9 protein-coding genes are annotated in these 13,021 nt (G+C 69.0%); all 9 read right to left on the bottom strand.

Annotated features, from left to right (window positions below; translation table 11 throughout):
* Positions 1–15: 15 nt before the first annotated feature.
* Positions 16–687: a DUF998 domain-containing protein gene (locus QM693_RS34040; protein ID WP_283331440.1), complete on the bottom strand. Its 672-nt coding sequence runs from the start codon at positions 685–687 to the stop codon at positions 16–18.
* Between the two features lie 2 nt (positions 688–689).
* Positions 690–1,934: a hypothetical protein gene (locus tag QM693_RS34035; RefSeq protein WP_283354524.1), complete on the bottom strand. Its 1,245-nt coding sequence runs from the start codon at positions 1,932–1,934 to the stop codon at positions 690–692.
* Positions 1,921–3,294, bottom strand: a complete 1,374-nt coding sequence (locus tag QM693_RS34030) for a lipopolysaccharide biosynthesis protein (RefSeq protein WP_283354523.1) — start codon at positions 3,292–3,294, stop codon at positions 1,921–1,923. The genes QM693_RS34035 and QM693_RS34030 overlap by 14 nt, the downstream gene beginning before the upstream one ends.
* 2 nt (positions 3,295–3,296) lie before the next feature.
* Entirely contained in the window at positions 3,297–5,072 is a 1,776-nt protein-coding gene (locus tag QM693_RS34025) for a serine aminopeptidase domain-containing protein (protein WP_283354522.1), read from the bottom strand.
* Positions 5,056–6,366, bottom strand: coding sequence for a glycosyltransferase family 2 protein (locus QM693_RS34020; RefSeq protein WP_283354521.1), 1,311 nt, complete (start codon positions 6,364–6,366; stop codon positions 5,056–5,058). Before QM693_RS34020 ends, QM693_RS34025 begins: the two co-directional genes overlap by 17 nt.
* Positions 6,363–7,313, bottom strand: a complete 951-nt coding sequence (locus tag QM693_RS34015; protein WP_280781451.1) for a glycosyltransferase family 2 protein — start codon at positions 7,311–7,313, stop codon at positions 6,363–6,365. Before QM693_RS34015 ends, QM693_RS34020 begins: the two co-directional genes overlap by 4 nt.
* A gap of 6 nt (positions 7,314–7,319) precedes the next feature.
* Positions 7,320–8,165: a glycosyltransferase family 2 protein gene (locus tag QM693_RS34010; RefSeq protein ID WP_283354520.1), complete on the bottom strand. Its 846-nt coding sequence runs from the start codon at positions 8,163–8,165 to the stop codon at positions 7,320–7,322.
* A gap of 289 nt (positions 8,166–8,454) precedes the next feature.
* Positions 8,455–9,321 carry a nucleoside triphosphate pyrophosphohydrolase gene (locus QM693_RS34005; protein ID WP_283354519.1) on the bottom strand — a complete coding sequence of 289 codons (867 nt, stop codon included), beginning with the start codon at positions 9,319–9,321 and terminating at the stop codon, positions 8,455–8,457.
* A 4-nt stretch (positions 9,322–9,325) separates the two neighbouring features.
* Positions 9,326–12,973: a transcription-repair coupling factor gene (gene mfd / locus QM693_RS34000; RefSeq protein WP_283354518.1), complete on the bottom strand. Its 3,648-nt coding sequence runs from the start codon at positions 12,971–12,973 to the stop codon at positions 9,326–9,328.
* Between the last annotated feature and the right edge of the window lie 48 nt (positions 12,974–13,021).

Here is a 13,021-nt window from a genome sequence, read left to right as displayed (position 1 = left end):
GGACGGTTCAGCTGCCTATGCACCGGCACCGTCTCCGACCGGGACGACAGCCGAACGTCGAACCGACTGCAGCTGCGTCACGAGGTGGACGCACACGACGAACCCGAGGATCGCCGAGTAGGCCGCAACCCGTTCGATACCGCCCACGCCGAGACCGAGGTCCCAGGAGTAGGTGAAGCAGAAGTACCCCACCAGTCCGAGCACCCCCAGTGCGAGGGCGACGTACGTTGCCGGTCCGGACATCTGAGGCCAGACGGTGAGTGCCGTCGTGAGCGTGAAGAGACTGCCGAAGATCAGGAACAGCGTGGCACCGAGCGAATGCACTTCCCAGTGCGTGTTCGACGGCGCGAGACCGACCACTGTTCCGCCGATCCCGGCCACCACCAGGAAGACGACGGGGGCCGGCGGCAGCACCCGTTCGATGCGGTGCCACAGGACGGCGGCCACCACATAGGCGAGTCCGGTCACCACGAACGACGCGTCCATCAGCAGGGATGTCTTGCTGCACGGCGCGTTTCCGTCCGTGCCGCAGAACGGGACGCCGAGGTCGCTGACGAAATTGGCAGAGTAGCTGTAGTGACCGCGCCACGTGCCGGCGACGAGGAATTCGACGACGAAGAACTGCAGTACGGCAACGGTGAGGTACAGCGGAGTCCGCTTCGAGGTCTCGAGGACGTGTGAGGGCATGGTCAGAACATCCTTCGAGACAGTAGAGACAGTGGGTCGCACAGTGCGTCCGCGAGGGCGCTGCGGACGAGTTCGGGGTCGAAGACGTTGTCGTGCAGCGACGCCGACACGTCCAGGTCGGGACCGTGGCGCACCGCGGTGAAGACGATCGACGCAGGGTCGGCCGGTTCGCTCAGCGCGGTGACGAGACGCCGGCCGGGCCCGTCGGTCCAGTCGAGATCGGCCAGCAGCGCGGCCTGTCCCATGTCGGAGTACACGAGCCTCGCCCGGGGGTCCGCCGCGACGTGAGTGGCCCGCGCGTGCGCAACACCGGCACGCACCCGCCTGCGGAACGTGGCGGTGCTGAGTGCGAGCGAGGCCAGCGGCCGGCCCGACGCCGTGGCCTGCGCGATCGCCGCACTCATCTCGGCGGCATCACCCGGGTCCGACAGTGAGAACCGCACCAGGGCAGCGAAGTTGCCGTTCACCGTCGCCGCCTCCGGGAGGTACCGGCGGCAGTCGAAGAGAACGTCGACCTCGTCGTCGATCGCCAGGCCACAACTGCGCATCGCCCGCGAGACGGCCGCGAACAGCAACGACGACACCGACGCCCGGGGCATTTCCCGATCCCGCCAGCGACGCAGTTCTGCGGTGGTGCCGGGCGCTGTCGACGCGATGACCGCGGTGGGCGCGCCGTGCCACGGCACGACCACCTCGGCCGATCCGGAACCGTGCGCGGCAGCGGGCCGGGATTCGAGGAGCCTCGCGACACGCGTGGGGGACGACGCGAAGGTCCGGGCCAGGGCGCACGCGAGCGGCAGAGCGCTGTCGCGTGTCCGCGCCCATTCCGGAACCGGCGTCCCCATGCGTCCACCGGCAACGGCACGGACGAGAGACAGCGCGAGCCTGCCATCGCCGAGTCCGTGGGAAATGTCGAGCAGGAGAAAATCGCCCGCGACCGCGACGTTCAGCGGGTATGCGGACGCACCCGACCGTGCCAGCCGGGTCAGCAGCTGCGGCACCTCCTCCCGGGTACAGGGTCCGAGTTCCCGTACCTGCCCGAGGAAGTCCTGCGGTCGGTGCTCCCACCGGCGTGACTCGGTGGTCGGGACGAGGCCGATCGGGGTGTGCCGCCCGCCCGCGTGCGCGAGCAGCGTCAGCGTGTCCCGGATCTCGCCGACGCTCGGCAGTCGGACGGGACCGATCGCGGTGATCATCCGGCTCCCGCTGCGCATCAGGTCGCGGGAACTTGCTCTATGCGTCGACATCGGACACCTGCCACATCGGTTTCTGGTTCATGCTCTTCTTCGCCAGCCACCGCTCCCACTTGGAACGGTTCTGGAGTCGGCGGAGCCAGGAGATGAGCGGTCCGGCGAGGATCACGGCGGTGAGCGTCTCCGCGGCGAGATACGCCCAGCCCACCCCCGCGACCCCGATCGACGCGCTGAAGACCAGGCTGCCGACGATGATGACCACCGTGGCCAGGCACTGGGTGACGACGGCGAGTGTCAGTCGGCGGTACACCCGCGCGAGACCGTCGTAGACGGCACCGATGACGGTGAGAGGCACGAACACCGCGGCGAGATGGAGCAGAGGCGTTCCTTCCGCACGGTATTCGTCGCCGATGAATCCGAGCGCCGGCGGCGCGACGAAGGCCAGCCCGAATCCGCCCACCACCGCGACCACGGCAATGGTGCGGACGAACCGGCGGGACAGGCTGACGATCTTGTCCGGATGCGCGGCGGCTTCGGCGACGAACGGGCCCACCATGAGGTTCACCATGATGTAGAGGGCGCTGACGACCGACCACGTCACTGCGAAGTACGCGTTCGCCGCGGTGCCGACCCGGGTGACGACGATCAGCGGGACGACGAGCGGGGCGATGGCCCCGAGCGCCGAAATGCCGTACGAGGAACCGAAGTACACACCGAGTTCCTTGTTGGAGGGCAGAGCGGGCACCTGCCGGTATCGAGGGTCGGACCGGATGCGCAGGCCCATCGACGTCAACACGACCACAACGGCGATCGCCGCGGTGACCCCCCAGGACGCGACGATGGCGAGCGCCGACCCCGACGCCGCGAGCACCACGACCGCGAGAAGTTTGGCCAGCGCGTGGAAGACGTTCTTCGACGCCGCCCAGCGGGCCACACCCAGCCCGGAGGCGGTCTGATCCTGCAGGGCGAAGAGCGCGAGCACGACGACGAACACCGGATAGATCGCGATTTCCAGGTTGTTATCGAACAGCGTGTCCCGCGGACCGAGGACGATGAGTCCGACTGACGACACGAAGGCCAGCGTGGCCACGGCGGCGAAACCCTTGACCAGCAACGGTCCCGCGCGGTGGCCCGCCACGGGCAGGAAGCGCTCGAACATCGAGCCCAGGCTGAGATTCGACAGCGTCGACAGCATGATCGCCGTCGAGATGAGTGCGGACGCCACGCCCACCTGATCGGCGGGGAACAATCGCGCGGCCGCACCCCAGAACGCGAGGCCGAGTACACCGGTGACGACACTCGACAGCATCAGTGCCATCGAGTTGAGCTGCAGATTCCGCCCCGCGGAGCGCGGTGCCTGCTCGGCACGGTGCTTCGCGCGTAGGTGCGACTGCGTCGCTGTCGGGGATCCCATGATTACCCGACCAACTCCGGCCGGGAATCGTCACGGGTGTCGTCGACGCTGTCCACGGTCAATTCACCGAGCGCGGTGGCGAGGACGTCCCGCAGGACCCTGTCCCGCAGGGCGGTGCTGTACAGCGAGTGATCGCCGGACGGGTATGTCACCAGGCGTCCCTTCCACCCGGCGCGCCGGAGCCGGCGAAGGCTGCGCTCTCCCTGGTTCTCGACGAACGCGGCGTAGTCGATCGGTGAGAGGAGGACGGTGGCGTGCACGCCACGGTCGTTCAGCGGAGCGAGCATGACCTCCGGCACCTGCAGCAACCCGGCCCGGCCCAGCCACAACCAGCCGCGGTACGGCATCCACACCCGCAGGTACTGTTTCGCCGTCGCCGCGTGCCCGTGGAGTAGCGCGAGCGCGGCACCCTTCAGGGAACCCTGGCCGGCGTCCATCGTCGACTGCTTCACGAAGGCTTTACGGGTAATGGTCCAGTCCGCCATGTTGACCAGGACCACCGCCCGGACCGGACGGCGAAGGGCGGCGTAACTCGAGTTCCACGCCCCCGAACACATGCCCACGAGCACAGCCGATTCGGGCTGCGCACCGCTGACGGAGATGATGTCGACGGCGTCGTCCCGGGATTCGTCCGTGTAGATGGTGGTGGATTCTCCGTGCTGCACCGTGCCGGTGTCGCCGGTGCCGCGGCGATCGAAGCGAACGCTGACGATCCCGTGGGCCGCGAGTTCGCGGGCAGTCTCGGCCCACAGCCGGACGGGCCCGACGCGGTGCTCGCCGGCGGTGCCGTGGAAGATCACCGTCGGCGCCGCAGGGGTGTGCACCGCATCCCGCTCGGCCGCGACGGACGTGCGGATCGTGAAGAGTTCGGACGCCCCCTCGAAGCCCAGAGTCTCGGTGACCTGCCTGCCGTCGACGGTCCGATCCACGACGGCGGTGGCGCGGAGATCGAGTGTGGCACCGGTGTGGTGGTTGCCGAAGGACGCGGACATCCAGTCGGCGATCCGGTCGATGTCGCCGAACGGGAGCCGGACCACGAAGTCCGCCGGCTCGAGGAACGATTCGTAGTCCTGAACTGTGAAGTGCTCGGCGGTCCAGGCCGCGACGGCCTCACGCATCCCGACGGAGTCGACCTCGCTGTCCCGCAACGCCATCAGGACCTTCGCGCCCGGCGGCGGAGTGGCGGTTCGCAGACTCATCGCCGACAGGGCCGTAGCCGCGGCCGGTGCGAGCACCACACCGATGAGGGTGACCCGCGGATCGTCCGTGTCCTCGGGACCGACCACCATCTGGTGGAGCGCGGTCTGCTTGCGCAGGTAGGCGCGGCCGCGCACCACCGGATCCCACAGGGTCACGGCCCGCACCGGACCGCACGTCGCGGCGACCTGCGCGGCGAGCAGGGCGCCTACCCGGAGGCCGACCAGCCCGATGTCAGTGATGCCGCAGCTGCGCACGAAGTCGACGGCCGTCCGGATGCTGTCGAGCCATCCGGCGACCGCGTCGGACTCGTCCTGGGCGCCCGGCGAGTCACCGGTGCCGCGGTAGTCGAACCGCAACACCAGAAGCCCCCGGGCCCGCAACTGCTGGGCGAGGTAGACCATTCCGCGATACGAGTCGACCTGTTCCTTGCCGATCGGCGGGCACAGGACGACGGCACCGCGGCAGCGGCCGTCGGCTGGAAGGTCGACGACGCCGAACAGCGGCGCGTCCTCCGGTCCGAACCAGGTGGCGAACCGGGTGCCGTCGCTGCGGCCGGCGAGATCAGGATGGGCTGTCATGGGTCATCCCTCTCATCGGCGCCGGATCCCGGCCCTCCACGCGGGCCTTCAGATAGGCGAACGGGCCACGCGCGATGGACCGCAGTTCGGTGGCCCCGATCCCCACGGGAAGGTCGTCGGCGAGACCGTCCGGAGGGGTGGCGACGCGGGACATCTTCCGCGACAGATGAAGAAACGTCGGAGCCTGCCGCACGGCGATGCGCGCGGCGAGCCAGGCGGTGCGGGGGTCGACGGCGATCTTGGCCAGCCACGCGCCGAGTCCGAGCCCGTAGCCGCGCGCCTGGACGGCGAGCGCCTCGTTGTCCGCCCGGTGCCGATGCCACACGACCGCCCCGGGCCGGTACGCCAGCTGCCGCCCGGAGTGCAGCACGCGGAAGAACATGTCGAGGTCTTCGCCACCGTCGGTAGGGGCTCCCGCCCCGAGCGCCTCGTCGAAACCACCCAGCGCGAACACGGCCTGCCGATCGACCGCGAAATTCGCACCGGTGCCGTAGACGCCGACCTGGAACGGGAAGAGCGGCACGTCGGCGGGCGGGTGCGCGAGGTCGAACAACCGTGGGACACAGGAACTCGCCCATCCCACCCGCTGATCGAAGTAGGCCTGTGCGGGTGTGCGGATCTCCCCGCTCGGGACGATTCCGCACACGCACGCCACCGCATTGCCGGCGCCGAAGCCGGCGACGAGTTCGGTGAGCCAGTGCGGGTCGACGACGACGTCGTCGTCGGTGAACGCGACGATCTCCGTGTTCGCCGCGCGGACGCCCGCATTGCGCGCCCGGGACAGGCCCGGGCGGGGCTCGGTCACGACGCGTACACGGGGGTCACCGAGTTCGGCGACGAACCGCTGCGTGGCGTCCGTTCGGGATGCGTTGTCGACCACGATCACCTGGTAGTCGGGATGGTCGAGCGACAGGATCGATTCGAGGGCGACCTTCAGGCTGTCGACCCGGTCCCGGGTGCACACCACCACGGTGACGGACGGGCCGGATTCGTCGGTGGCGGCAGCGCTTTCGGCCGCCGCTCCCGGCAGGAGCCCGTCCAGTGCGCGCCGCAGTGCGCCGGCCTCGAGTCGGCCGTCGTCGATGTCCACTTCGACGAATCCCAGCAGGGTGCGGTCTTCCCGCACGAGCAGCCGGGCACGCTGATACCCCTCGGCACGCTCCAGCCGGTATTCGGTGTCGTCTCGCACGGGACCGCGTAGTTCGCCGACCCAGACGGCCCCGTCCCACGTCGGCGCGTGATCGCTCACGAGAGCAGGCACCAGGTCGATCCGGCGATCGAGTGTTCCGGTCATGCCGTCACCCGCTTCGATCGCAGACCGACGAGACCGCGGACGTAGCCGGCCGTGGTCGCCGTGAGCCCCGCGATCACGGCACCGGCCCGGGCCAGCCCGCCGTGCCGCGGGGATGCGATCCCCGTGACGACAGCTCGCGGGAGAACGCGTGCGGTGTACGCCCGCTCGCTGCTGAGCGCGTCGCCGGCCCCGACGAGATCGGAGACCAGCGCTTTCGACACGCCCTCGTGGAAGCACCGCGAGAGGAAGTAGCGGAACGTGGCGCGGTCGTCGCTGACGCGGTGCTCCACCCTCATCGCGGGGTCGAACAGCAGTTGCGCAGAGGGCTGGTGGGCGCGGATCCGGATGCAGAGTTCGGTCTCCTCGCACCCGACCGGTGTCTTGCCGACCCGGCCGATCCCGTCGCTGAATCCGTCGACGGCGTCGAACACCGTGCGCCGCAAAGACATGTTGCAGCCGATGAAGTTCCGCACCGGCTCGATCCGTGTCGGTTGGCCGACGTAGCTGCAGCCGACCACCCAGTCGAACTCGGCGGGCATCCATACGGGGCGGTCCGCGGGCCACACGGGACTGGCGAATCCCCCCACGCCGAGCACGTCGGGGTCGGAATAGTGGGCGGCGGACACGCGGTACCAGTCGGGTTCGGCGCGCGCATCGTCGTCGAGGAACGCGATCATGTCGCCACGCGCCGCGTGCACGCCCGTGTTGCGGGCTCCGGAGAGCCCCTTCGATCCGGAGTTATGCAGCACGGTCACCCGGGTCTGCTCGGCGAAGTGCCGTTCGGCGCGCGAGAACAGCTCCTCGGAGTGGTCGATCACCACCAGCACCTCGAGCACGGGCACGTTCTGGGTGAGCACCGAGTCGACGGCGGCGCACAGGTCGGTCCACCGTTCGGTGGTGTAGGCGCAGATCACGACGGAGCAGGACACGAGGGTGGACACCGTCATGGTTGCTCAACCTCGCGCAACGGGAGTCGGGGACACGTCCGGTGCGGAGGTGCGCTGTTCGCTCCTGATGGTGCGCAGCACCCGGAGCCCGTCACGTACCGCGTTGAGGTTGCTCTCGCCATGGATGCGGTCCTGTTCGAAACTCGGCACCTCGGTGATCTTCAGGCCCGCGTTGGCGACCCGCACGTTGATGAGTGTCTCGATCTCGAAGCCGTCGCCCCACTGCGCCTCGGTCGCGTCGACGGACGGCAGTGCCATCACCGGGACGTGGCGGCGCCAGAATGCGTTGTAGCCGTAGCACAAATCGCTGAACGACGCCCCGAACTTGAGGTTGACGATGGCGTTCAACGCCTTGTTTCCGAGCTTCCTGCTGAACGTGATGTCCGAGCTTCCGCCGCCGGCGGCGAAGCGCGTTCCCTTCGCGAAGTCCGCGCCTGCCACGAGTGCCTCGACGAACAGCGGGATCTCGGCCGGGTCCGTGGATCCGTCGGCGTCGATCATCACGATGATGTCCGACGTGGAAGCGAGGAACCCGCAGGCCAAGGCATTGCCCTTGCCTTTTCGGCTTTGCGTCACGACCGTGGCGTCGGGCCAGAGACTCTTGGCCACCTCGACCGTGTCGTCGACGGAATGTCCGTCGACGAAGACGATCTCGTCGATGTCGGCCGGCATCCGCGCGGCAACGTGCGGGAGGTTCTTGGCTTCGTTCATGGCAGGCACGACGACCGTGACCGTCGGCCGCTGCGACCCGTCCCCGTCGCTGCGACCGTTGTCTTCGCCTTTGCGTTGGTCGACGCCCACGACGTCGGTACCGTCGGAGGGTTCCAGGCGATCAGGCGTGTAGAGGCTCATTTGTCCGTCTTTCCTCGTCGGGCGAATGGCCCGGCAGCATCACAGTCGTCCCATGCGAGCACTGACCACCCCGTGTCTGGAGTGATGTCCTCACCACGTGCAGCGTGCAAAGGAAGCAGAGACCGTTCGAACCCCCGCAGTTCAGAAAACATCAATGTTTTCGACCATCGGTCTTCTTTGCAGGGGTAAACCTATCTCAAGTTTGTTTCTTGCGCACCAGTTAACGCGAAGTGATTTAAAACTCAGTTACATTTCGGCAAACCGAAGCGATCGCGCGGACCAGACGTTCTCACGACGGCCAGTGACGCGCCCAGTCCGCTGCTCCGAGCGCGGACTTGCCCTGTGCACGCGCCGCATTCTCGGCTGCCCGGATCCGGGTGACGAACGCCTGCGCCGCCGCCCGGAGTCTCGTCCCGGCTTCCGCCTCAGCTACCAGCCCGGACTCGATCTCCACGGGCACGAGCTCCGGCGGCAGGCCGGCCTTGCTCGCGCGGGCGATCACCTTCGCCGCGAGGGACGCCGCGGGCTGACTCATCGCGACGCCGTCGAGGCAGGAACTCCGCGCCTTCTCCGCCGCCTTCCGGATCTCCCATGCCCGTTCCTGCTCCGCGATGTCGATCGGTCCCACGACGTCCTCCCCGAGGTGGGGACTGCGGTGCACGAGTTTGGCCACCAGGGTCGCGGCCACGTCGTCGACGTCGAAATTACCCGACGCCGAGGCGATGCGTGAATGGAAAAGGACCTGCAGCAGCAGGTCTCCGAGCTCTTCACGCAGGTCAGCGGGTTCGGACGACTCGATCGCGTCGAGAACCTCGTACGTCTCCTCGACGAGGTAGTGCGACAGGGTGCGGTGCGTCTGCGTCACTTCCCAGCCGCCGTAACTCCACAATCGGTCCATCACCTCGGCGGCCTCGACGAGATTGTCGCCCGGGACCTTCGGTGCCGCGATGACGCGTGACCCCGACGCGACCCACTCGCGCACCGTGGGGTGGTCGGGGTCGGTACTGACCAGGACGGCGGCCCCGGGTGCTTCGGTCAGCAGGGTCCGCACGCCGTCGGGTACCTCGTCGGTGAACTCCACCCCGTCACCGACCACCCCGACGGCCTCCATCGGGATCGTCGTGGGCCGCAACGGGTCGAGCAGGACCACCGTCATCGGGTCAGGCCTCCATCACCACGGACCCGGCGGCCTTGCCGTCCAGCGCCACCACGAAGTCGGCGATGTACTGCAGCAACTCCACGTCACGCACCCGCTCCGCGCCGATTCCGCCGGACCCCGCCCGGGGCAGCGGCAGCTGCACCATTCCTGTGGTGGCACGGTACTGCGCGCTCGGGTAGATCCGCTTGAGGCGCAACTGCTTCGAGTCGGGCAGGGCCATCGGCGCGATCTTCAGCTGCGTCCCGACCACGGCAATCTCTTCGAGTCCGTACTCGCGGGCAAGCAGGCGCAGCTTGGCCACCGAGACCAGTCGGCGGACCTCCTCGGGCAGCGGTCCGTACCGGTCGACGAGTTCGTCGACCACGGCCGTGATGCCGTCGAGTTCGGTGGCCGCCGCGAGCTTGCGGTACCCCTCGAGCCGGAGGCGGTCGCTGGTGACGTAGTCGGGAGGGATGTGCGCGTCGACGGGCAGGTCGATACGGACCTCCTTCGGGGCGTCCTCCGTCGTGATCGGCCTGCCGTCGGCTGCCGCCCGGAACGCCTCGACGGCCTCCCCCACCAGCCGCACGTACAGGTCGAACCCGACACCCGCGACGTGACCGGACTGCTCGGCGCCCAGCACGTTTCCCGCGCCGCGGATCTCGAGGTCCTTCATCGCGACCGCCATGCCGGCACCGAGGTCGGAGTTCTGCGAGATGGTCGCGAGGCGGTCGTAGGCCGTCTCGGTGAGCGGCTTCTCCGGCGGGTACAGGAAGTACGCGTAGCCGCGTTCCCGGCTCCGCCCGACGCGCCCGCGCAACTGGTGCAGCTGCGACAGGCCGAGGGAATCGGCGCGTTCGACGATGAGCGTGTTGGCGTTGGAGATGTCGAGACCCGTCTCGATGATGGTGGTGCACACCAGCACGTCGTAGTCGCGTTCCCAGAAGCCCTGCACGGTCCGCTCCAGGGTGTCCTCGTTCATCTGCCCGTGCGCCACCACGACCCGCGCCTCGGGGACGAGTTCGCGGATCCGCTGGGCCGACTTGTCGATCGAGCTGACCCGGTTGTGGACGTAGAACACCTGCCCGTCGCGGAGCAGTTCCCGTCGGATGGCCGCCGCCACCTGCTTGTCGGCATACGCGCCGACATAGGTGAGGATGGGGTGCCGCTCCTCCGGCGGCGTGAGGATCGTGGACATCTCGCGGATGCCGGCCATGCTCATCTCCAGCGTTCGCGGGATCGGCGTGGCCGACATCGTGAGAACGTCCACATGGGTGCGCAGGGCCTTGATGTGCTCCTTGTGTTCCACACCGAAGCGCTGTTCCTCGTCGACGATGACCAGGCCCAGGTCCTTCCACCGGATCCCGGTCTGCAGCAGCCGGTGCGTGCCGACCACGACGTCGATCTCGCCGTCGGCCATACCGGCGATGATCTCCTTGGAGTCCCCCGCATCCGTGAAGCGGGAAAGCCCGCCCACCGTCACCGGGAACGCTGCCATGCGCTCGGTGAACGTCTGCAGATGCTGCTGAGCGAGCAGCGTCGTCGGCACCAGGACGGCCACCTGCTTGCCGTCCTGCACGGCCTTGAACGCCGCCCGCACCGCGATCTCGGTCTTGCCGTAGCCGACGTCGCCGATGACGACGCGGTCCATCGGGACCGCCTTCTCCATGTCGGCCTTGACCTCGCTGATGACCGTCAGCTGGTCGTGGGTCTCGGTGAACGCGAAGGCGTCCTCCATCTCCTTCTGCCACGGGGTGTCCGGGCCGAACGCGTGTCCGGGTGCGGCCTGCCGCGCCGCGTACAGCTGGACGAGCTCACCGGCGATCTCACGAACCGCCTTGCGCGCCTTGCGTTTGGTGTTGGCCCAGTCGGAACCGCCGAGCTTGCTGAGCGCGGGCAGCTCGCCACCGACGTACCGCGACAGCTGGTCGAGCGACTCCATCGGAACGAACAGACGGTCGCCCGGGTGTCCGCGCTTGCTGGCGGCGTACTCGATCACCAGGTACTCGCGGCGGGCGCCGCCGATGGTGCGTTCGACCATCTCGACGAATCGTCCGATGCCGTGCTGGTCGTGCACCACCATGTCCCCGGCGGTCAGGGCCAGCGGGTCCACCTGGTTGCGGCGCTTCGCCGGCAGCCTCTTGCCGTCGCCGACCGCGGCCACCCGGTTGCCGGTGAGATCGGCCTCCGTGACGATGACGAGTCCGGCAGTGGAGTCGTCGCCGGGGAAGACCAGACCGTCGTGGAGCGAACCGCGCAGCACCCCGACCTGGCCCCGCGGGGGCTCGGTACCGGGCGCGAGTTCCGCCGCCGGCACCTCGGCCTCGCGCAGACGCTCGAGCACGCGATGCGCGGTGCCGGCGCCCGCGACCACGATGACGGCGCGCCCGCCGGTGGTGACGTGGGCGCGCAGGCTCACGAACAGTTCCGACAGCAGGTCGTCGGAACCGCGGACCTGCGGCGCCGGCGTGACCGCCAGCTCCAGTTCCTCACCGTTGCCCGACGCGAGCGGGCTCAGCGTCCACCACGGCAGGCCCGTGGCCTCCGCGGATTCGCGGACCTGGCTGAGCGAGCGGTAGGCGGAGGCGCCGAGGTCGATGCCATCACCCTTCAGCACCGACGTGTCGAGCGGGGCGGCGCCGCCGATCGAAGCCGCCGTCCACGATGCCTCGAGGAACTCCTGACCGGTGCGCACCAGGTCGGTGGCGCGCGTCCGGATCTTCTCCGGATCGCACAGCAGCACGTGTGCGCTCTCGGGCAGCACGTCGGTGAGCAGCTGCAGTTGCCCCGGCCGCAGCACGGGCAGCAGTGCCTCCATGCCCTCCACCGGGATGCCGGCCGACATCTTGTCGAGCATCTCGACGAGCGCGGCGTCTGCCTGGTTGTCGACCGCGAGTTGCGCGGCCCGGTCGCGGACGTCCTCGGTGAGGAGCAGTTCGCGGCACGGCGGGGCGATCACGGCGTCGATGTCGAGTTCGGGCAGCGACCTCTGGTCCGCGACGGAGAACGCGCGCAGTTCGGTGACCTCGTCGCCCCAGAACTCGACGCGCACGGGATGATCCGCGGTGGGCGAGAACAGGTCCAGGATGCCGCCGCGGACGGCGAACTCGCCGCGCTTGCCCACCATGTCGACGCGCGTGTACGCCATTTCGACGAGCCGCTGGATCAGCCCGTCGAAGTCGTGCTCGACGCCCACGCGCAGCGTGACGGGTTCGATCTCACCGAGCCCCGGCGCCATGGGCTGCACCAGCGAACGGACGGTGGTGACGACGACCTGGAGCGGCGCCCCGTACGAGCGGTCGTCCGGCCGCGCGAGTCTGCGGAGCACCTCCACGCGCCGACCGACCGTGTCGGCGCTCGGCGACAGCCGTTCGTGCGGCAGCGTCTCCCACGACGGGAACTGGGCGACGGCGTCGCCGATCATCTCCTGCAGTTCGGCGGTGAGGTCGTCGGCCTCGCGGCCGGTCGCGGTGACCAGCAGCAGATGGGTGCGCTCGGCGAGGGCCGCGGCCACGAACGGCCGGGCGGGTGCGGGCGCGACGATGTCGAGGTGATGGCGTCCGAGAGCCTCGGTCACCTGCGCGATGACTGCGTCGCCCAGCGCGATCTTCGCCAGACCGGCGAGCGGGGTGTCGGACGAGGGCTCGGCAGCGATGAGCGGGGAAGACAACGACGCACTCCTGAGCAGTGATGACGAACTGCCGGCGAACAGCTCGGG

It is taken from the genome of Rhodococcus sp. IEGM 1305, from assembly GCF_030058635.1.
GTDB classification, from domain to species: Bacteria; Actinomycetota; Actinomycetes; order Mycobacteriales; family Mycobacteriaceae; genus Rhodococcus_F; species Rhodococcus_F opacus_D.
This window is presented reverse-complemented; position numbering and strand designations above follow the sequence as displayed.